The organism is Pseudomonas sp. PS1(2021), assembly GCF_020405165.1.
Classification (GTDB): domain Bacteria; phylum Pseudomonadota; class Gammaproteobacteria; order Pseudomonadales; family Pseudomonadaceae; genus Pseudomonas; species Pseudomonas aeruginosa.
Map to the genome: position 1 here is coordinate 742,227 of NZ_CP084484.1, position 20,200 is coordinate 762,426.

Sequence of the window (20,200 nt, forward strand, 5' to 3'; positions counted from 1 at the left end):
CATTGTGCCGTTGTTTTCCGATTTTCGAGACAAGGTAAGGAACATGGACCTGCAGGCTGGGCTCTATCGTCATTACAAGGGACAGAACTACCGGGTCCTGGGTGTCGCTCGACATTCGGAGACGGAAGAGGCGCTGGTGATCTACCAGGCGCTGTACGGCGAATTCGGTCTCTGGGTGCGTCCGCTGGAGATGTTCACCGAGGCCGTGGAGGTCGATGGTGAGTGGGTGCCGCGCTTCGTCCTGGTGAGTCCCGAGGCCGATCCCCTGGGCTTGCAGAAAGCTCCCGACGGGGAAGACCGCGCTTGACCTTGGCTCGTTCGCCACTATATATAGCGGTGCCGCGCTAGTCGCTCCCTCCTTTATATTCATCTTTTCGACGCAGGAACCTTCCGATCCATGGGTAAATCGCTGGTCATCGTGGAATCCCCGGCCAAGGCCAAGACCATCAACAAGTACCTGGGCAGCCAGTACGTGGTGAAGTCGAGCATCGGCCACATCCGTGACCTGCCCACCAGTGGTTCGTCGAGTTCCAAGGAGCCGGCGGCCAAGGGCCGCAAGAGCGCCTCCGAGGCGCCGGCGCTGTCACCGAAGGAGAAGGCCAGGCGCCAACTGGTCTCGCGCATGGGGGTCGACCCCGAGCATGGCTGGAAGGCCAAGTACGAGATCCTGCCGGGGAAGGAAAAGGTCATCGACGAGCTGCGCCGCCTGGCCAAGGACGCCGACACCGTCTATCTCGCGACCGACTTGGACCGCGAAGGGGAGGCCATCGCCTGGCACCTGCGGGAAGCCATCGGCGGCGACGAAAGCCGCTACAAGCGCGTGGTGTTCAACGAAATCACCAAGAAGGCCATCCAGGAGGCCTTTTCCCAGCCCGGCGAGCTCGATATCAACCGGGTGAACGCCCAGCAGGCGCGGCGTTTCCTCGACCGCGTGGTCGGCTACATGGTCTCGCCGCTGCTCTGGCAGAAGATTGCCCGCGGGTTGTCCGCCGGCCGCGTGCAGTCGGTGGCGGTGAAGCTGGTGGTGGAGCGCGAGCGCGAGATCCGCGCCTTCGTCCCGGAAGAGTACTGGGAAGTGCATGCCGACCTCGGTACCGCCAAGGGCGCCAACGTGCGCTTCGAGGTTACCCGCGAGAAGGGCGAGGCCTTCAAGCCGCTCAACGAAGCCCAGGCCATGGCGGCCCTGGAAAAGCTCAAGGCGTCGGCCTATAGCGTCGCCAAGCGCGAGGACCGGCCGACCTCCAGCCGTCCCTCGGCGCCGTTCATCACTTCCACCCTGCAGCAGGCGGCGAGCAACCGCCTGGGTTTCGGGGTGAAGAAGACCATGATGATGGCCCAGCGTCTCTACGAGGCCGGCTACATCACCTACATGCGTACCGACTCGACCAACCTGTCGGCCGATGCCATTGGCATGGTCCGCGGTTTCATCGAAGACGAGTTCGGCCAGAAGTACCTGCCGGGCAAGGCCAACGTCTACTCGAGCAAGGAGGGCGCCCAGGAAGCGCACGAGGCGATCCGTCCTTCCGATGTCAACCTCAAGCCGACCCAGCTGTCCGGCATGGAGCGCGACGCCGAGCGCCTGTACGACCTGATCTGGCGCCAGTTCGTGGCGTGCCAGATGACCCCGGCCGAATACCTTTCGACCAGCGTGAGCGTCACCGCCGGCGATTTCGAGCTGCGCGCCAAGGGCCGCATCCTCAAGTTCGACGGTTATACCCGGGTACTGCCGCAGCAGAGCAAGCCGGGCGAGGACGACGTCCTGCCGGAAATGAAGGAAGGCGAGAACCTCAAACTGATCAAGCTCGATCCGAGCCAGCACTTCACCAAGCCGCCGGCGCGCTACTCCGAAGCGAGCCTGGTCAAGGAACTGGAGAAGCGCGGTATCGGCCGCCCCTCGACCTACGCGGCGATCATCTCCACCATCCAGGAGCGCGGCTACGTAACCACCCACAACCGCCGCTTCTATGCGGAGAAGATGGGCGACATCGTCACCGATCGGCTCAACGAGAGCTTCGCCAACCTGATGGACTACGGCTTCACCGCCGGGATGGAGGAGCATCTCGACGACGTGGCCCAGGGCGAGCGCGACTGGAAGCACCTGCTCGACGAGTTCTACGGCGATTTCAAGAAGAAGCTCGAGGTGGCCGAAGTCAGCGAGAAGGGGATGCGCGCCAACCAGCCGACCCTGACCAACATTCCCTGCCGCGAGTGCGGCCGGCCGATGATGATTCGTACCGCCTCCACCGGCGTGTTCCTCGGCTGCTCGGGCTACAGCCTGCCGCCGAAGGAGCGTTGCAAGGCGACCGTTAATCTGATTCCCGGCGACGAGATCGCCGCGGACGACGAGGGCGAGTCCGAGTCGCGGGTGTTGCGTGGCAAGCATCGCTGCCCGATCTGCAGTACCGCGATGGACGCCTACCTGCTGGACGAGAAACACAAGCTGCATATCTGCGGCAACAACCCCGACTGTCCGGGCTACGAGATCGAGGAAGGCCAGTACCGGATCAAGGGCTACGAAGGGCCGAGCCTGGAATGCGACAAGTGTGGCAGCGAGATGCAGTTGAAGACCGGCCGTTTCGGCAAGTTCTTCGGTTGCACCAATCCGACCTGCAAGAACACCCGCAAGCTGCTGAAGAATGGCGAGGCGGCGCCGCCGAAGATGGACGCCATCCGCATGCCTGAATTGAAGTGCGAGAAGGTGGACGATATCTACGTGTTGCGCGACGGCGCTTCGGGCATGTTCCTGGCCGCCAGCCAGTTCCCGAAGAACCGCGAGACCCGCGCGCCGTTGGTGAGCGAGATCATCCCGCACAAGGCCGAGCTGGATCCCAAGTACCATTACCTCTGCGACGCCCCGCAGAAAGACCCGGACGGCCGTCCCGCGGTGATCCGTTTCAGCCGCAAGACCAAGGAGCAGTACGTGCAGTCCGAGGTCGATGGCAAGCCCACCGGCTGGCGCGCCTTCTACGATGGAGGCAAGTGGAAGGTCGAAGACAAGCGCTGATGGATGGCGCGCCCGCTTGCATGGGGCGCGCTTATACTGCGCGAAGGCCGGGCGCTGACCTGGCCTGCGCTCCGCATTCCTTCCAGTTTTAACCGGGAGTACCGGCATGGCCCAAGAGCTTTATACCCGCACCAACCAGAAGCTGTATTTCGCCGGGTTGGCTCTGGAGGCCTGGAAGCGAGCCGATGCCGAGCGGGCGATGAATGCCCAGGCGATCATTCAGGCGGAGCGCGAGTCGGCGCTGTTTCACCTTTATGGCGCAGTGCTCGGCGTATGCCATGAGATCGCCGGTTACTACCGTCTGCCGCAGGCTGCCGCTCCTCGCGTGGATGCATTGCTGAATGCCGAAGTGCTGGCGGCCGCGCCCAGCCCCGAGCTGGCTGAACTGGTGGAGTTGGCGTCGCAGCCGGAAACCTGGCTGGGCCAGTTGCTGGGCGCCTACTCCGAGCTGTTCCTGCCGCCGCGACCGACCAAGGCAGCGAAGATCGACCCCAGCACACCGTTGATCGTTGCCGTGAGTATCGACGAAGACGCTCCCTTGCTTTCTCGCGAGACCCTCGAGGAATGGCGGCAGTCGTTGAAGCAACTGGTCCTGCGTTTTCGCGAGAGCCTGACGGAGCTGTAACGCCGTCGTCATTCGCCGATCAGCGGTAGGAAATTTTCCTACCGTTCCACTCGGTTGATTTGCCAGCAAAAAAATTTAGCGGATGCCGTCCGGGCGCTCTGGAACCGCCGTTACAGGCGCGAGAGCGGAACCGGAAGGCGGTTGCGGGCTAGGGATGCACTGGATGGGCTGTTACAATGTCGCGTCTTCGTAGAGAGCGTCTGTCATGCCAACATCCTTCCTTGAAATCGTAGAAATGCCCGACGGGCGCATCGTGCTGCGTCGCGCCGATGACGAGGAGGCGTTGGTGACCCTGGAGTTCTCCGGGGACGCGAAGAATTTCCTGCAAGGCCAGCATGTCGAAGTGGCCAAGGCCATGTTCAATGTCGGCGTGCAAATGGCCGGTCGTCTTGCCGAGGGCGAGATGGAGCACGACGAAGGCCCCCGCGTCCTGCACTGAACGCTGTCCCCCGCCGTTTTTCAACCCAGACGAATATTCAGGCTCTGTGCTTGGCCCAGTTGGGCGGCGCGGGACAGTTGCTTGCGCGCCGCCCGGCTCAGCGGTTCCAGCCAACTGACCACGGTGTGGCTGCGGCCCAGGCGCAAGGCCTCGCAACTGAGCGCCAGGGCAGCGGCGTTGTCCTTCGCCTGTAGTAGCAGGATGCGCTCGCGGTTCAGGCCGGCGCGGCGCAGCCACTCATGGGTCAGGCTCGCCGGCGGAGCGATCAGGGTCAGCCAGCGGGCATCCTGTTCCTCGCTGAGCTCGCGGAGAATCGGCGCGAGCAGGGTCAGGCAGTGCCCCGGCAGGCCGCTGAGCGAAAGTTCGCTAAAGGCAGCGGGTTCCTCGATGGAGCTGGAAGGGCTGTCGATGACATCGTCGAGCAAGGGAGCGCCGTTGCTGGCCCAGAACGCTTCCTGGAACAGTGGCAACTGGGCGCTGGGCAGCGAGTGGGAGGTCTGCATGGTATCTCCTGTCAGCGCCGGATCACGCCGACGCTCAAGCCTTCGATGATCAGTTCCTGCTCCTTCAGATCGACTTCGATCGGAGCGAACTCAGGGTTTTCCGCCAGCAGCCAGACCTTGCTGCCTTCGCGCTTGAAACGTTTCACTGTGACCTCCTCGCCGATCCGCGCGACTACCACCTGGCCGTTGCGCGCTTCGCGGGTGACGTGGACAGCCAGCAGGTCGCCGTCGAGGATGCCGATGTCCTTCATGCTCATGCCGCGCACGCGCAACAGGTAGTCGGCGCGAGGATTGAAGAAGGCGGGATTGATCCGGCAGGATTCCTCGATGTTCTGTTCGGCGAGGATCGGTGCGCCGGCGGCGACGCGTCCGATCACCGGCAGGCCCTCATCGTCGTTGGCGGCATGCGGTTCGAAGCCGGGAATGCGGATGCCGCGAGAGGCGCCCGGAGTCATTTCGATGGCACCCTTGCGCGCGAGCGCCTTGAGGTGCTCCTCGGCGGCGTTCGGCGACTTGAAGCCGAGTTCCTGGGCGATTTCCGCCCGGGTCGGCGGAAAGCCGTGGTCTTCCAGGCAGCGCTTGATGAAGGAGAGGATCTCGGCTTGGCGGGGCGTCAGCTTCTGCATGTCGTCGCTCTGTGTTTTTATCCAGTGACTGGGATTATATACAGTGAGCGAGGCGTGGCAATGATTTTCCGCATGACATTTCGCCCTGCGTCACGATGAAGTTGGCCAGTGTCTTGCTTCCGTTTTTCGGGACTTCTCTGTAATTTTCCTGACTGGTGCGTCATCTGCCGCTTGACAAGGGATGTGGCTGAAACGTATGTTTCAAACAAGTGTTTGTCAGGCGGAGAAACCATGGCCCAGTCGGAAACCGTCGAACGCATTCTCGATGCGGCGGAACAGCTGTTCGCGGAAAAAGGCTTCGCCGAAACCTCGTTGCGTCTGATCACCAGCAAGGCCGGGGTCAACCTGGCGGCGGTGAATTATCACTTCGGTTCGAAGAAGGCGCTGATCCAGGCGGTGTTCTCGCGCTTCCTCGGGCCATTCTGCGCCAGTCTGGAAAAGGAACTGGATCGTCGCCAGGCCAAGCCCGAAGCCCAGCACGCCACCCTGGAGGACCTCCTGCACCTGCTGGTGTCCCAGGCGATGGCGGTGAAGCCGCGCAGCGGCAACGACCTGTCGATCTTCATGCGCTTGCTCGGCCTGGCCTTCAGCCAGAGCCAGGGGCACCTGCGCAAGTACCTGGAAGAGGTCTACGGCAAGGTTTTCCGGCGCTACATGCTGCTGGTCAACGAGGCGGCGCCGAAGCTGCCGCCCATCGAGCTGTTCTGGCGCGTGCACTTCATGCTCGGCGCGGCCGCCTTCAGCATGTCGGGGATCAAGGCCCTGCGGGCGATGGCGGAAACCGATTTCGGCGTGAACACTTCCACCGAGCAGGTGATGCACCTGATGGTGCCGTTCTTCGCTGCCGGCATGCGCGCCGAGAGCGGTATCGACGATCCGCTGCTGGCCGGGGCGCAACTGCGCCCGCGGAACAAGACGCCCGCCAAGGCCTGATCGCAGACGGCGCCCCAGGGCGCCGTTTTCCTTCCTCCTTTCTCTATGTTCCGGGCGGAACTCCATGCGCCGGGCCGGCTCCATTGGCAGGCGCGTGGTACTGCCCCGGGACTTAAGTCTTTCTGCCGGGTGCAGTACAGTGTGCGCTGTCTGAGGCCCGTGACGGCGGGCTTCGCTGATTTCCAGGCCATAGGACTTTTCATGCAAGGCTCTCTGATGCTCGACATCGGCGGCACCTGGCTGACCGCCGAGGACCGCCAAATCCTGCGCCACCCCGAGGTGGGCGGACTGATCATCTTCGCTCGCAACATCGAGCATCCTGCCCAGGTTCGCGAACTGTGTGCGGCCATTCGCGCCATCCGTCCCGACCTGTTGCTGGCCGTCGACCAGGAAGGAGGGCGCGTGCAGCGCCTGCGCCAGGGATTCGTGCGCTTGCCGGCGATGCGCGCGATCGCCGACAACCCCAATGCCGAAGAGCTGGCCGAGCACTGTGGCTGGCTGATGGCGACCGAGGTGCAGTCGGTCGGCCTCGACCTGAGTTTCGCGCCGGTGCTGGATCTCGATCACCAGCGCAGCGCCGTGGTCGGTAGCCGCGCCTTCGAGGGCGACCCGGAGCGTGCCGCGTTGCTCGCCGGCGCCTTCATTCGCGGCATGCATGCCGCCGGGATGGCCGCCACCGGCAAGCATTTTCCCGGTCACGGCTGGGCCGAGGCCGATTCCCATGTGGCGATTCCCGAAGACGAGCGCAGCCTCGAGGAAATCCGGCGCAGCGATCTGGTTCCGTTCGCCCGCCTGGCCGGACAGCTCGACGCGCTGATGCCGGCCCATGTGATCTATCCGCAGGTCGACCCGCAGCCCGCCGGCTTTTCCCGGCGCTGGTTGCAGGAGATCCTGCGCGGCGAGCTGAAGTTCGACGGGGTGATCTTCAGCGACGACCTGTCGATGGCCGGCGCCCATGTGGTCGGCGACGCCGCCAGCCGCATCGAGGCCGCCCTGGCCGCGGGCTGCGACATGGGCCTGGTGTGCAACGACCGGGCTTCGGCCGAGCTGGCCCTGGCAGCCCTGCAACGCCTGAAGGTGACGCCGCCGTCGCGCCTGCAACGCATGCGCGGCAAGGGCTATGCGAATACCGACTATCGCCAGCAGCCGCGCTGGCTGGAAGCACTGTCCGCGTTGCGCGCCGCGCAACTGATTGATTGAGGGAGCTGTCGATGAGTGTCTACGCGATTATCGGAGGAACCGGCCTGACCCAGCTGGATGGGCTGACCCTGAGCGAGTCCCTGCCGATCGAAACGCCGTATGGCGCGCCGTCCGCGCCGCTCCAGCGTGGCCGCTACGCCGGGCGCGAGGTGCTGTTCCTGGCACGTCACGGTCATCCGCACCGCTTCCCGCCGCACCAGGTGAACTACCGGGCCAATCTCTGGGCGCTGAAGCAGGCGGGTGCCGAGGCGGTGATCGCGGTGAACGCGGTGGGTGGCATCCATGCGGCGATGGGAACGGGGCACCTGTGCGTGCCGCACCAACTGATCGACTACAGCTCCGGACGCGAGCACACCTATTTCGCCGGCGATATCGAGCATGTCACCCATATCGACTTCAGCCACCCCTATGACGAGCCGTTGCGCCAGCGCCTGATCGAGGCGTTGCGTGCGTTGGGGCTGGCGCACAGCAGCCATGGGGTCTACGCCTGCACCCAAGGGCCGCGCCTGGAAACGGTGGCGGAAATCGCTCGGCTGGAGCGGGACGGCAACGATATCGTCGGTATGACCGGCATGCCCGAGGCGGCACTGGCCCGCGAGCTGGACCTGCCCTACGCCTGCCTGGCGCTGGTGGTCAATCCCGCGGCGGGCAAGACTGCGGGGATCATCACCATGGCCGAAATCGAACAGGCGTTGCACGATGGCATCGGCAAGGTGCGCGAGGTGCTGGCGCGGGTCCTGGCCGGCTAGGCGGTCATCGCAACGAAAAAAAAGGCCGCTATTGCGGCCTTTTTCGCTATTGCGCAGGAGGTGCGGCGTCGAAGCCGCCTTCGACGGGAGGCGCGTCCGCCGGTGCCTGCTGTTCTTCCATTTCCATGGGATTGGGGGCGGCGGGACGGGCGCCGACCGGCACTACCTTGATCAGGATGCCCAGGCTCGGATGGTCGAGATAGGTCAGTTCGCCATTCTTCAGCCGCGTGCCCTGTCTGATGTGCTGGCTGCCGGCGAGGAAACCGTCGTCGCCGAAGCGATTGACCCAGAAGTCGGCCTCCATGTCGACGAAACGCACCTGGCTGAGGGTCAGCGTACCTTCCACCGGGAAATGATGATCCTGTTCCTGGCCTTCGCTGAGGGCGATCTTCACCGGGGTTTCGCCGATGTCCTGGCGCCAGGCCTTGTGCAGCAGCACGGTGTAGCCGTTGTCCTGGCTGAGCTTGGCGAGCTGGTTGTCGAGCGCGGTGGCACGCAGGGCGTCGCTGGCCAGCGGCTGTGCGCCGGTGGCCCAGTCGTCCGGCGCCGGCTGGCTGGACGGCACGGCATCGCCGGCCTGGCGGAACACCACCAGTTCCACCTGGTAGGGACCGCCGGCGAATGCCGCGGGGGCGGCCAGTGAGAGCAGCAGGGCAAGGCAACGGAACAAGCGCATAGGCTAATCCTTAGGTGGTTTGCGGTGTCAGGCGCTCGAACAGCGCCTCCAGGGTATTGAAGCGTTCTTCCGGTCGTTCCATGGGCACCTGGAAGCGGAACAGGGTTGCGCCTTCGAACTTGTAGCGGTTCGGCTGGCCCTGGATCAGCTTGATCAATACCAGCGGGTCGACCTGGGTATCGGCGGCGAATTCTATACGACCGCCCTGCGGTCCGGCATCGACCTTGAGTATTCCAAGTTTTTCCGCCTGCAGCTTCAGAAGGGTCAGGCGCATCAGGTTCTTCGCCGGATCGGGCAGGAGCCCGAAGCGGTCGATCATTTCCACCTGCAACTCACGCAAACCTTCCTCGTCAGGGGCGTTGGCGATGCGCTTGTAGAGGATCAGCCGGGCATGTACGTCGGGCAGGTAATCCTCGGGGATCAGCGCAGGCACCCGCAGGTTGACCTCCGGCCCGCCGCCCAGCGGCTGCTCGAGGTTCGGTTGCTCGCCCTTGCGGATGGCCTTCACCGCCCGTTCGAGCATTTCCATGTAGAGGGTGAAGCCGACCGCCTGGATCTGCCCGCTCTGGCCGTCGCCGAGCAACTCGCCGGCGCCGCGGATCTCCAGGTCGTGGGTGGCGAGGACGAAGCCGGCGCCCAGATCCTGGGCGTTGGCGATGGCTTCCAGGCGCTTCTCCGCGTCCGGGGTCATCTGCCGGCGCGGCGGCGTCAGCAGGTAGGCGTAGGCCTGGTGGTGGCTGCGACCGACGCGCCCGCGCAACTGGTGCAACTGGGCCAGGCCGAACTTGTCGGCGCGCTCGATGAGAATGGTGTTGGCGCTGGGCACGTCGATGCCGGTCTCGATGATGGTCGAGGCCACCAGCACGTTGAAGCGCTTGTGGTAGAAGTCGCTCATCACCTGTTCCAGCTCGCGCTCGTGCATCTGTCCGTGGCCGATGCCGATGCGCGCCTCCGGGACCAGTTCGGCGAGGTCGCGGGCGCACTTCTCGATGGTCTTCACTTCGTTGTGCAGGTAGTACACCTGGCCGCCGCGCAGCAGTTCGCGGAGCAGCGCTTCCTTGATCACCGCGTTCTGCTGCTCCATGACGAAGGTGCGCACCGACAGGCGGCGTGCCGGCGGCGTGGCGATGATCGACAGGTCGCGCATGCCGGAGACGGCCATGTTCAGGGTCCGCGGGATCGGCGTGGCGGTGAGGGTGAGGATGTCCACTTCGCTGCGCAGGGCCTTGAGCTGCTCCTTCTGGCGCACTCCGAAGCGGTGTTCCTCGTCGATCACGACCAACCCCAGGTTGGCGAACTTCACGTCTTCCTGGAGCAGCTTGTGGGTTCCGATGAGGATGTCGATCTTGCCTTCGGCCAATAGCCGCGCGGCGTTCTCGACTTCCTTGGCGCTCTTGAAGCGGCTCATCACCTCGACGCTTACCGGCCAGTCGGCGAAGCGGTCGCGGAAGCTGTTGTAGTGCTGCTGGGCGAGCAGGGTGGTGGGCACCAGCACCGCCACCTGCTTGCCGCTATGCACGGCGACGAACGCCGCGCGCATCGCCACTTCGGTCTTGCCGAAACCGACGTCGCCGCAGACCAGGCGGTCCATGGGCCTGGGCGCGAGCATGTCGGCGACCACCGCCTCGATGGCGCCTTGCTGGTCCGGCGTCTCCTCGAACGGGAAGCCGGCCGAGAAGGTCGCGTAGTCGGCCTGCGGATCCTTGAACGCGAAGCCTTCGCGGGCGGCTCGGCGGGCGTAGATGTCGAGCAGTTCGGCGGCGACGTCGCGAACCTGTTCGGCGGCCTTGCGCTTGGCCTTCTGCCAGGTTTCCGAGCCGAGTCGGTGCAGCGGCGCCAGGGCGTCGTCGGCGCCGGTGTAGCGGGCGATCAGGTGCAGGTTGGCGACCGGCACGTAGAGTTTGGCGTCCTCGGCGTATTGCAGCATGAGGAATTCCGCCTGCTGGTTGTCCACCTCGAGGGTGATCAGGCCCAGGTAGCGGCCGACGCCATGGTCGATGTGCACCACCGGCGCGCCTTCGCGCAGCTCGGTGAGGTTCTTGATCACCGCGTCGCCGCCGTCGCGGGTCTTTTCCCGGCGCCGGCGCTGCATGACGCGCTGGCCGAACAGCGGGCTTTCGGCGACCAGGGCGAGTGCCGGGTGGTCCAGCAGCAGGCCCTCGTCCAGCGGCGCGATGCTGATCGCCAGGCGTGCCTGGCTGGCGAGGAAGGCCGGCCAGCCGTCGACTTCCTCAGGGCGCAGCTTCAGTCGGGCCAGCAGTTCCAGCAGGACTTCCCGGCGTCCGGCCGATTCGGCGCAGAACAGTACGCGGCCGGGGAACTCTTCGACGAACCGGCGCAGCGCGGCCAGCGGCTCGGCGGCCTTGGCTTCGATCGCCAGGTTCGGCAGCGGCAGGGCCGGGAAGCGCTCGCGCCCGACGCCCGGCTCGACGTCCTCCTGGCTGGCGACCACCCGGGGCCAGTTCTTCAGCCGGGCGAAGCAGTCTTCCACCGGAAGGAACACTTCCGCCGGCGGCAGCAATGGTCGTTCCGGATCGACCCGGCGGTCCTCGTAGCGGCTGCGTACGTCGTTCCAGAACTGCTCGGCGGCCTGTTCGATGCCGGGCAGGGAGAACACCTGGGTGTCTTGCGGCAGGTAGTCGAAGAGCGTCGCGGTTTCCTCGAAGAACAGTGGCAGGTAGTACTCGATTCCCGAGGGTGTCAAACCGCTGGCGAGGTCCTGGTAGATCGGGCAGCGCCGGTAGTCGACGTCGAAGCGCTCGCGGAAGCGGCCGCGGAAACCGGTGACCGCTTCCTTGTTCAGGGGGAATTCGCGCGCCGGCAGCAGGCGGATCGACTCGACCTTGTCGATGGAGCGTTGGGTCTCCGGGTCGAAGGTGCGCAGGGTCTCGATCTCGTCGTCGAACAGGTCGATACGGAAGGGCAACTCGCTGCCCATCGGGAACAGGTCGATCAGCGCGCCGCGGACGGCGAACTCGCCGTGCTCGTAGACCGTGTCGACGCAGCGGTAGCCGGCGCCTTCCAGGCGCAAGCGCATCCGCTCGACATCGAGTTTCTGGCCGACGTCGAGGACCAGGCTGCTGCCGAGCAGGAAGCGGGTCGGCGCCAGGCGGTGCAGGGCGGTGGAGATCGGCACCACCAGCACGCCGTGCTTGAGCTGCGGCAACTGGTAGAGGGCGGCGATGCGCTGGGAAATGATGTCCTGGTGCGGCGAAAAGACGTCGTAGGGCAGGGTTTCCCAATCGGGGAAATGCAGTACCGGCAGGTCGGGGGCGAAGAACCGCAGTTCCTGTTCCAGGCGTTCGGCATTCTGGCTGTCGGCGGTCAGCAGCAGGGTGAAGCGCTTGGCGGAACTGGCGGCCTCGGCGACAGCCAGGCTCAGCGCGGCACCGGGGAGGTTGCCCCAGTGTTGCTTGCCGGCGCTGGCCGGCAGGCTGGGAAGACGCAGTACGGACACGGGCAAGCTGGGCTCCGGTCGGGAATTTGACCCGCCGGATTGTAACTTTCCCGACTGCTGGATGTCAGTCTTCCGACTGCTGCAGATTGCCGAGCCTGGCCGGCACGGTCATAATGTAGCCCCTTTTTTCATCCCCTACATGTGGAAGGTATTGCCCGTGACTCAGAAGCCCGACCAGTGTCTCGGTGAATGGATCGATCGTGAAGCCATCGCGGAAGCCATGATCCCGCTGATTGGCCAGCTCTACCGCAATAACAATGTGGTGACCTCGATCCATGGCCGTGGTCTGATCAACCGCTCGGTGATCGCGATCATGAAGGCGCATCGTTTCGCCCGTCATCGCATGGCTGATGACGCCGAGCTGTCGGTTCACGAGACGTTCCCGATCCTCAAGGCGATGAGCGAGCTCAAGCTGGGCGCCGCTTCCGTCGATCTGGGCAAGATGGTCGCCAAGTTCAAGGCAGAAGGTAATGGCCGCAGCATCGAGGACTTCGTCAAGGCCGAGCTGGCCGAGGTGGTCGGCAAGCAGAACGGCGATGCCCGCGAAGGCACCGACGTCGTGCTCTACGGCTTCGGCCGCATCGGCCGCCTGCTGGCGCGCATCCTGATCGAGAAGACCGGCGGCGGCGACGGCCTGCGCCTGCGCGCGATCGTCGTGCGCAAGGGCGCCGAGAACGACCTGGTCAAGCGGGCCAGCCTGCTGCGTCGGGACTCGGTGCACGGTCCGTTCGACGGCACCATCACCATCGACGAAGAAAACAACACGCTGACGGCCAACGGCAACCTGATCCAGGTGATCTACTCCAACGATCCGGCGTCGATCGACTACACCCAGTACGGCATCAAGAACGCCCTACTGGTCGACAACACCGGCAAGTGGCGCGACGCCGAAGGCCTCGGCCAGCACCTGAAGTGCCCGGGGATCGATCGCGTGGTCCTTACCGCTCCGGGCAAGGGTGCGCTGAAGAACATCGTGCACGGTATCAACCACACCGACATCGGCGCCGACGACAAGATCATCTCTGCCGCCTCCTGCACCACCAACGCCATCGTGCCGGTGCTGAAGGCCGTCAACGACCAGTACGGCATCGTCAACGGTCACGTCGAGACCGTCCACTCGTACACCAACGACCAGAACCTGATCGACAACTTCCACAAGGGCAGTCGTCGTGGCCGCAGCGCGCCGCTGAACATGGTGATCACCGAGACCGGTGCCGCCACCGCCGCGGCCAAGGCCCTGCCGGTGCTGAAAGGCAAGCTGACCGGCAATGCGATCCGCGTGCCGACGCCGAACGTGTCCATGGCGATCCTCAACCTGAACCTGGAAAAGTCCACCACCCGCGAAGAGATCAACGAGTACCTGCGCCAGATGGCCATGCACTCGGACCTGCAGAAGCAGATCGACTTCGTCAGTTCCCAGGAAGTGGTTTCCACCGACTTCGTCGGTTCGCGCCATGCCGGCGTGGTGGACGCCGAGGCGACCATCTGCAACGACAACCGTGTCGTCCTGTACGTGTGGTACGACAACGAGTTCGGCTACAGCTGCCAGGTAGTGCGCGTGATGGAAGACATGGCTGGGGTCAACCCGCCGGCCTTCCCGCGTTGATGCGCAAGGCGTAGAGGAAAACGGGAGCTCTCGGGCTCCCGTTTTTCATTTCTGTGGATAACCAGAACAAGAAACTACTCACTTCGATTTAGGGTTTTTCAATGGATGGTCAACATCTGCACCAGGGCGAGCTGAAGCGTGGCCTGAAGAATCGCCACATCCAGTTGATCGCGCTGGGCGGGGCGATCGGCACCGGGCTGTTCCTCGGCTCGGCGGGCGTCATCAAGACGGCCGGCCCGTCGATGATCCTCGGTTACGCCATTGGCGGCTTCATCGCCTTCCTGATCATGCGCCAGCTCGGCGAGATGATCGTCGAGGAGCCGGTGGCCGGCTCCTTCAGTCACTTCGCACACAAGTACTGGGGCGGCTTCGCCGGTTTCCTCTCCGGCTGGAACTACTGGGTGCTGTACATCCTGGTGGGCATGTCGGAGCTGACGGCGGTGGGCAAGTACATCCAGTATTGGTGGCCGGACGTGCCGACCTGGGCGACGGCGGCGGCGTTCTTCGTGCTGATCAACGCGATCAACCTGGCCAACGTGAAAGCCTTCGGCGAGACCGAGTTCTGGTTCGCGATCATCAAGGTAGCGGCGATCATCGGCATGATCCTGCTCGGTGTCTACCTGCTGGTCGGCGGTGGTGGCGGGCCGCAAGCCTCGGTGAGCAACCTGTGGGACCGCGGCGGCTTCTTCCCCAACGGTCTCAGCGGCCTGGTGATGACCCTGGCGATCATCATGTTCTCCTTCGGGGGGCTGGAGCTGGTGGGTATCACCGCCGCCGAGGCGTCCGAGCCGCGGAAGGTGATCCCGAAGGCGATCAACCAGGTGATCTACCGGATCCTGATCTTCTATATCGGCGCCCTGGCGGTGCTGCTCTCGCTGTATCCATGGGACCAGTTGGTGGAGACCATCAACGCTTCCGGCGATGACTACAGCGGCAGCCCGTTCGTGCAGATCTTCTCGTTGATCGGCAGCGGTACCGCGGCCAACATCCTCAACTTCGTAGTACTCACCGCGGCATTGTCGGTCTACAACAGCGGCGTCTACTGCAATAGCCGGATGCTCTACGGCCTGGCCGCCCAGGGTGACGCGCCGAAGGCGCTGATGTCGGTGGACCGCCGGGGCGTGCCGGTGCTCTCGATCCTGGTCTCGGCGCTGATCACCTTCCTCTGCGTGATCGTCAATTACGTATTGCCGCACAAGGCGCTGGAACTGCTGATGTCGCTGGTGGTGGCGGCGCTGGTGATCAACTGGGCGATGATCAGCCTGTCGCACCTGAAGTTCCGCGCGGCGATGAAGCGCCAGGGCGTGGACACCTTCTTCAAGGCGCTCTGGTCGCCGTTCAGCAACTACCTGTGCCTGGCCTTCGTGGTGTTCATCCTTGGCATCATGCTGATGATCCCCGGGATCAACATCTCGGTGTACGCCATTCCATTCTGGCTGCTGCTGATGTGGTTGTGCTACCGGGTCAAGCTGTCGCTGGCGGAAAGGCGCGGGCTCGGCCAGCAGGCCTGAGCCTGCGGGTGGCGCGGGACGGGGCTTCGGCTCCCGTTTTTCATTTCGCACGGGCATGTTTTTCTGTCGTGTTCTGTTACGCGTTTCAAGACCCGGTGTGCGGCTTGGGTGGCTCCCGGGGAGGTGGCTCTTTATAATCCCGGGGTTACCTTGCGGGGCCATTCATCAATCGTGCCAATTCAGTACGTTGCGCGCGATGATGGTCATTTTCTGACTTGGGCCTCGTCTTTTCTGTCCACGACCACTAGGCACTAGACATGATCAAGATAAAACGTGGCCTGGACCTGCCCATCAGCGGCGCCCCCGAACAGCGCATCGAGGCAGCACGTCCGGTACGCAGCGTGGCGTTGATCGGTTTCGACTACCACGGCATGAAGCCGACCATGGCGGTGCAGGTAGGCGACCGGGTGAAGCTGGGGCAGGTGCTGTTCACCGACAAGAAGAATCCCTCCGTCAGCTATACCGCACCCGGCGCCGGTGTGGTCAGTGCCATCCATCGTGGCGAGAAGCGCGTCCTGCAATCGGTGGTCATCGATCTCGACGGCGACGAGCAACTGGAGTTCGCCCGTTACCCCGCTGACCAACTCGCCACGCTGAGCGCCGAGCAGGTCCGCGACAACCTGTTGCAGTCGGGCCTGTGGACCGCGCTGCGGACCCGGCCGTTCAGCAAGGTGCCCGATCCCGAGTCCAGCCCCAGTTCGATTTTCGTCACTGCCATCGATACCCAGCCGCTGGCCGCCGATCCGCAGGTGGTTATCGCGGAGCAGGGCGAGGCCTTCCAGGCCGGACTGACAGTGCTCGGGCGCCTGGCCCGGGTGTTCCTGTGCAAGGCGGAAGGCGTTTCGCTACCCGGCGAGGCGCTCTCCGGCGTGACCGCGCAAGCCTTCGCCGGTCCGCATCCGGCGGGCCTGCCCGGCACCCATATCCATTTCCTCGACCCGGTGGGTGCCGGCAAGAGCGTGTGGAACCTGAACTACCAGGACGTGATCGCCATCGGCAAGCTGTTCACGACCGGGCAATTGTGGACCGAGCGGGTGATCGCCCTGGCCGGTCCGGTGGTGGAAAAGCCGCGTCTGGTGCGCACCCGCTTGGGCGCCAGCCTCGACGAACTGGCCGCCGGCCAGTTGCAGCCGGGCAACAACCGGCTGATCTCCGGCTCCGTGCTGGGCGGTCGCACCGCCCATGGCGCCTACGCCTACCTGGGGCGCTACCACCTGCAGTTGTCCTGCCTCAAGGAGGGCGACCAGCGCGAGTTCCTCCACTACCTGCGCGCCGGGGTGGAAAAGCATTCGCTGCTCAACGTGTTCGTCTCCAGGCTGCTCGGCGGCAAGCGCTTCGCCTTCACCACCAGCACCAACGGCAGCCCACGAGCGATGGTGCCGGTAGGCAACTACGAGGCGGTGATGCCGCTGGATATCCTGCCGACCCAACTGCTGCGCTACCTGATCGTCGGCGACACGGAAATGGCCCAGAAGCTCGGCGCCCTGGAGCTCGACGAAGAGGACCTGGCGCTGTGCAGCTACGTCTGCGCCGGCAAGTACGAATACGGCCCGATTCTGCGGGACAATCTGGCACGCATCGAGCAGGAGGGCTGAGCCATGGGTTTGCGTAACCTGCTCGACAAGGTCGAGCATCATTTCGAGAAGGGCGGGCGCTACGAGAAGTGGTACCCACTGTACGAAGCCGTGGACACCTTCCTCTATCGTCCCGGCAGCGTCACCCGCACCACTGCACACGTGCGCGACGGCATCGACCTGAAGCGCATGATGATCATCGTCTGGCTGTGCACCTTCCCGGCGATGTTCTTCGGCATGTACAACGTCGGCCACCAGGCCAACCTGATCTTCGCCCAGAGCCCCGACCTGCTGAGCGCCCAGGATGGCTGGCGCTTCGCCCTGATCGGCGCGCTGGCCGGGTTCGACCCGAACAGCCTGTGGGATTGCCTGGTCCAGGGCGCCGCGTATTTCCTGCCGGTGTACCTGACCACCTTCATCGTCGGCGGTTTCTGGGAGGTGCTGTTCGCCAGCATCCGCCGCCACGAGGTCAACGAAGGCTTCTTCGTCACCTCGGTGCTGTTCGCCCTGACCCTGCCGCCTTCCGTCCCGCTGTGGCAGGTAGCCCTGGGGATCAGCTTCGGCGTGGTGCTGGGCAAGGAAGTGTTCGGCGGCACCGGGAAGAACTTCCTCAATCCGGCATTGGTCGGCCGGGCCTTCCTGTTCTTCGCCTATCCGGCACAGATGTCCGGCGACGCGGTATGGACCTCGGTGGACGGCTTCGCCGGCGCCACCTCGCTGAGCCTGGCCGCCGCCGGCGGGGTGGACAACATCCTCGGCCACGGCCTGACCTGGATGGATGCCTTCCTCGGCCACATGCAGGGTTCGATGGGCGAGACCAGCACCCTGGCGATCTTCATCGGCGGCGCCGTGCTGCTGCTGACCCGCATCGCCTCCTGGCGCATCGTCGCCGGGGTGATGCTGGGGATGGTCGCCATGAGCTACCTGTTCAACGCCATCGGCTCGGCCAGCAACCCGATGTTCGCCATGCCCTGGTATTGGCACCTGGTCACCGGCGGCTTCGCCTTCGGCATGATCTTCATGGCCACCGACCCGGTCTCGGCGTCCATGACCGATACCGGCAAGTGGCTTTTCGGCGCCCTGATCGGCGTGATGGTCATGCTGATCCGGGTGGTCAACCCGGCGTTCCCGGAAGGCATGATGCTGGCGATCCTGTTCGCCAACCTGTTCGCACCGCTGATCGACCATTTCGTCGTTCAGGCCAACATCAAGCGGAGGCTGGCGCGCAATGGCTAATCAAGAATCCACCACCCGCACACTGCTGGTAGCCCTGGTGGTGTGCCTGGTCAGCTCGGTGTTCGTCGCTGGCGCGGCGGTGGCGCTGAAGCCGACCCAGGCGGAAAACCGCCTGCTCGACAAGCAGCGCAGCATCCTCGCCATCGCCGGTCTCGGCGAGCCGGGCATGTCCGGCAAAGAGGTCAAGGCGCTGTTCGACAGTCGCATCACCGCCAAGGTGGTCGACCTGCAGAGCGGCACCTTCAGCGATGCCCAGGACCCGCTCGGCTACGACCCGCTGAAAGCGGCCAAGGACCCGGCGCTGTCGGACGCGCTGCCCGCCGCCGAGGACATCGCCTCGATCAAGCGCCGCGAGCGCTATACCACGGTCTACCTGGTGGAGACCGACGGCAAGCTCGACACCCTGATCCTGCCGGTGCGCGGCTACGGTCTGTGGTCGACCCTGTACGGCTTCCTGGCGCTCAAGGGCGACCTCAATACGGTCGCCGGCTTCGGCTTCTACCAGCATGGCGAGACCCCCGGTCTCGGCGGCGAGGTCGACAATCCGAAATGGAAGGCGCTGTGGGTCGGCAAGACCCTCTACGACGCCCAGGGCGATCTTGCCGTACAGATCATCAAGGGCTCGGTGGACCCGCAGTCGGCGAAGGCGACCCACCAGGTCGACGGCCTGGCCGGCGCCACCCTGACCAGCAAGGGGGTCGACAACCTGCTGCATTTCTGGCTCGGCAAGGACGGTTTCGACGCCTTCCTCGCCAATCTGCGCAAAGGGGAGGCGTGATGGCTGCTCAACCCACGATCCGCGAAGTCCTGTTCAATCCGGTCTTCCAGAACAATCCGATCGGCCTGCAGATCCTCGGGATCTGCTCGGCGCTGGCGGTAACCTCGAACCTGAAGACCGCTACCGTCATGGCCATCGCCCTGACCCTGGTGACCGGCTTCTCCAACCTGTTCATCTCGATGATCCGCCGGCAGATTCCCAGCTCGATCCGGATGATCGTGCAGATGGTGATCATCGCCTCGCTGGTGATCGTCGTCGACCAGGTGCTCAAGGCCTATGCCTATAGCCTGAGCAAGCAGCTCTCGGTGTTCGTCGGGCTGATCATCACCAACTGCATCGTGATGGGCCGCGCCGAAGCCTTCGCCATGGCCAACCCGCCGCTCGTGTCGTTCTTCGACGGCATCGGCAACGGTCTCGGCTACAGCGTCATGCTGCTGGTGCTGGGCTTCGTCCGCGAGCTGTTCGGCGCCGGCAAGCTCTACGGCATCAGCGTGTTGCCGACGGTCAACGATGGTGGCTGGTACCAGCCGAACGGCCTGCTCCTGCTGCCGCCTTCGGCGTTCTTCCTGATCGGCCTGATCATCTGGGCCCTGCGAACCTGGAAGAAAGACCAGGTCGAGGCCCCGGCCTACAAGATGGCCCCGCAGGTATCCAGCAAGGAGGCTTACTGATGGAGCACTACATCAGCCTGTTCGTGAAGGCCGTGTTCGTCGAGAACATGGCGCTGGCGTTCTTCCTCGGCATGTGTACCTTCATCGCCATCTCGAAGAAGGTGGAGACCGCCATCGGCCTGGGTATCGCGGTGATCGTGGTGCAGACCATCACGGTGCCGGCCAACAACCTGATCTACACCTACCTGCTCAAGGACGGCGCGCTGGCCTGGGCCGGGCTGCCCGAGGTGGACCTGAGCTTCCTCGGCCTGCTCAGCTACATCGGGGTGATCGCCGCCATCGTGCAGATCCTCGAGATGCTCCTCGACAAGTACGTGCCCAGCCTCTACAACGCGCTGGGCGTGTTCCTGCCGCTGATCACGGTGAACTGCGCGATCATGGCCGGCTCGCTGTTCATGGTCGAGCGCGACTACAACCTTGCCGAGAGCACGGTGTACGGCGTCGGCTCGGGCTTTTCCTGGGCGCTGGCGATCGCCGCGCTGGCGGGTATCCGCGAGAAGCTCAAGTACAGCGACGTCCCCGAGGGCCTGCAGGGCCTGGGGATCACCTTCATCACCATCGGCCTGATGTCGTTGGGCTTCATGTCGTTCTCCGGCGTGCAGTTGTAAGGAG

The 20,200-nt window shown here is 64.5% G+C and carries 18 protein-coding genes; 14 read left to right on the plus strand and 4 right to left on the minus strand.

From position 1 onward, the window contains the following. The first annotated feature begins 43 nt into the window (after positions 1 to 43). The 4 genes from LE197_RS03570 to LE197_RS03585 all read left to right on the plus strand — a co-directional run bounded on the left by LE197_RS03570 (position 44) and on the right by LE197_RS03585 (position 4,068). Positions 44 to 307, plus strand: coding sequence for a DUF1653 domain-containing protein (locus LE197_RS03570; protein WP_033968913.1), 264 nt, complete (start codon positions 44 to 46; stop codon positions 305 to 307). A gap of 90 nt (positions 308 to 397) precedes the next feature. Next, on the plus strand, positions 398 to 3,004 hold the full coding sequence (gene topA, locus LE197_RS03575) for a type I DNA topoisomerase (protein WP_003091201.1): 2,607 nt from the start codon (positions 398 to 400) through the stop codon (positions 3,002 to 3,004). Between the two features lie 106 nt (positions 3,005 to 3,110). Continuing rightward, entirely contained in the window at positions 3,111 to 3,629 is a 519-nt protein-coding gene (locus LE197_RS03580) for a DUF6586 family protein (protein WP_033975946.1), read from the plus strand. A gap of 205 nt (positions 3,630 to 3,834) precedes the next feature. Continuing rightward, positions 3,835 to 4,068, plus strand: a complete 234-nt coding sequence (locus LE197_RS03585) for a hypothetical protein (RefSeq protein ID WP_003109483.1) — start codon at positions 3,835 to 3,837, stop codon at positions 4,066 to 4,068. Positions 4,069 to 4,088: 20 nt separating this feature from the next. Here the strand turns inward: LE197_RS03585 and sulA are convergent, their stop codons facing one another. Both sulA and lexA read right to left on the minus strand, forming a co-directional pair. After that, on the minus strand, positions 4,089 to 4,571 hold the full coding sequence (sulA, locus tag LE197_RS03590; protein WP_033968910.1) for an SOS-induced cell division inhibitor SulA: 483 nt from the start codon (positions 4,569 to 4,571) through the stop codon (positions 4,089 to 4,091). Positions 4,572 to 4,582: 11 nt separating this feature from the next. Then, positions 4,583 to 5,197 (minus strand): transcriptional repressor LexA, encoded by a 615-nt coding sequence (gene lexA / locus LE197_RS03595; RefSeq protein WP_003091196.1) that lies wholly within the window; start codon positions 5,195 to 5,197, stop codon positions 4,583 to 4,585. Positions 5,198 to 5,428: 231 nt separating this feature from the next. Here lexA and psrA point away from each other — a divergent pair, with 231 nt between their 5' ends. From psrA to LE197_RS03610, 3 genes are all read left to right on the plus strand, one after another. Further along, positions 5,429 to 6,130 carry a transcriptional regulator PsrA gene (gene psrA / locus LE197_RS03600; protein ID WP_003091195.1) on the plus strand — a complete coding sequence of 234 codons (702 nt, stop codon included), beginning with the start codon at positions 5,429 to 5,431 and terminating at the stop codon, positions 6,128 to 6,130. A 201-nt stretch (positions 6,131 to 6,331) separates the two neighbouring features. Continuing rightward, positions 6,332 to 7,330, plus strand: a complete 999-nt coding sequence (gene nagZ, locus LE197_RS03605; RefSeq protein WP_033968908.1) for a beta-N-acetylhexosaminidase — start codon at positions 6,332 to 6,334, stop codon at positions 7,328 to 7,330. 11 nt (positions 7,331 to 7,341) lie between these two features. Further along, positions 7,342 to 8,079, plus strand: a complete 738-nt coding sequence (locus tag LE197_RS03610; RefSeq protein ID WP_033975949.1) for an S-methyl-5'-thioinosine phosphorylase — start codon at positions 7,342 to 7,344, stop codon at positions 8,077 to 8,079. 46 nt (positions 8,080 to 8,125) lie between these two features. Here LE197_RS03610 and LE197_RS03615 read toward each other — a convergent pair whose 3' ends face one another. Both LE197_RS03615 and mfd read right to left on the minus strand, forming a co-directional pair. After that, positions 8,126 to 8,755, minus strand: coding sequence for a CsiV family protein (locus tag LE197_RS03615; RefSeq protein WP_003091190.1), 630 nt, complete (start codon positions 8,753 to 8,755; stop codon positions 8,126 to 8,128). Between the two features lie 10 nt (positions 8,756 to 8,765). Then, positions 8,766 to 12,212 (minus strand): transcription-repair coupling factor, encoded by a 3,447-nt coding sequence (gene mfd, locus LE197_RS03620; RefSeq protein ID WP_033968905.1) that lies wholly within the window; start codon positions 12,210 to 12,212, stop codon positions 8,766 to 8,768. Positions 12,213 to 12,351: 139 nt separating this feature from the next. On the opposite strand from mfd, the gene LE197_RS03625 reads away from it, so the two are divergent. The 7 genes from LE197_RS03625 to nqrE all read left to right on the plus strand — a co-directional run bounded on the left by LE197_RS03625 (position 12,352) and on the right by nqrE (position 20,196). Continuing rightward, on the plus strand, positions 12,352 to 13,818 hold the full coding sequence (locus LE197_RS03625; protein ID WP_033968904.1) for a glyceraldehyde-3-phosphate dehydrogenase: 1,467 nt from the start codon (positions 12,352 to 12,354) through the stop codon (positions 13,816 to 13,818). A 101-nt stretch (positions 13,819 to 13,919) separates the two neighbouring features. After that, positions 13,920 to 15,329 (plus strand): amino acid permease, encoded by a 1,410-nt coding sequence (locus LE197_RS03630; RefSeq protein WP_039027691.1) that lies wholly within the window; start codon positions 13,920 to 13,922, stop codon positions 15,327 to 15,329. Positions 15,330 to 15,586: 257 nt separating this feature from the next. Continuing rightward, positions 15,587 to 16,924: a Na(+)-translocating NADH-quinone reductase subunit A gene (locus tag LE197_RS03635; protein ID WP_033968903.1), complete on the plus strand. Its 1,338-nt coding sequence runs from the start codon at positions 15,587 to 15,589 to the stop codon at positions 16,922 to 16,924. A 3-nt stretch (positions 16,925 to 16,927) separates the two neighbouring features. Continuing rightward, on the plus strand, positions 16,928 to 18,139 hold the full coding sequence (locus LE197_RS03640) for an NADH:ubiquinone reductase (Na(+)-transporting) subunit B (protein WP_003109478.1): 1,212 nt from the start codon (positions 16,928 to 16,930) through the stop codon (positions 18,137 to 18,139). Continuing rightward, a complete protein-coding gene (locus tag LE197_RS03645; RefSeq protein WP_003105182.1) occupies positions 18,132 to 18,917 on the plus strand; it encodes a Na(+)-translocating NADH-quinone reductase subunit C in 786 nt (261 codons plus the stop codon). The genes LE197_RS03640 and LE197_RS03645 overlap by 8 nt, the downstream gene beginning before the upstream one ends. Further along, positions 18,914 to 19,588, plus strand: coding sequence for an NADH:ubiquinone reductase (Na(+)-transporting) subunit D (gene nqrD, locus LE197_RS03650; RefSeq protein WP_079385187.1), 675 nt, complete (start codon positions 18,914 to 18,916; stop codon positions 19,586 to 19,588). The genes LE197_RS03645 and nqrD overlap by 4 nt, the downstream gene beginning before the upstream one ends. Further along, the gene (gene nqrE, locus LE197_RS03655) at positions 19,588 to 20,196 is read left to right on the plus strand and encodes an NADH:ubiquinone reductase (Na(+)-transporting) subunit E (protein ID WP_003091182.1); all 609 of its coding nucleotides are present in this window, start codon (positions 19,588 to 19,590) and stop codon (positions 20,194 to 20,196) included. Before nqrD ends, nqrE begins: the two co-directional genes overlap by 1 nt. The last annotated feature ends 4 nt before the right edge of the window (positions 20,197 to 20,200 follow it).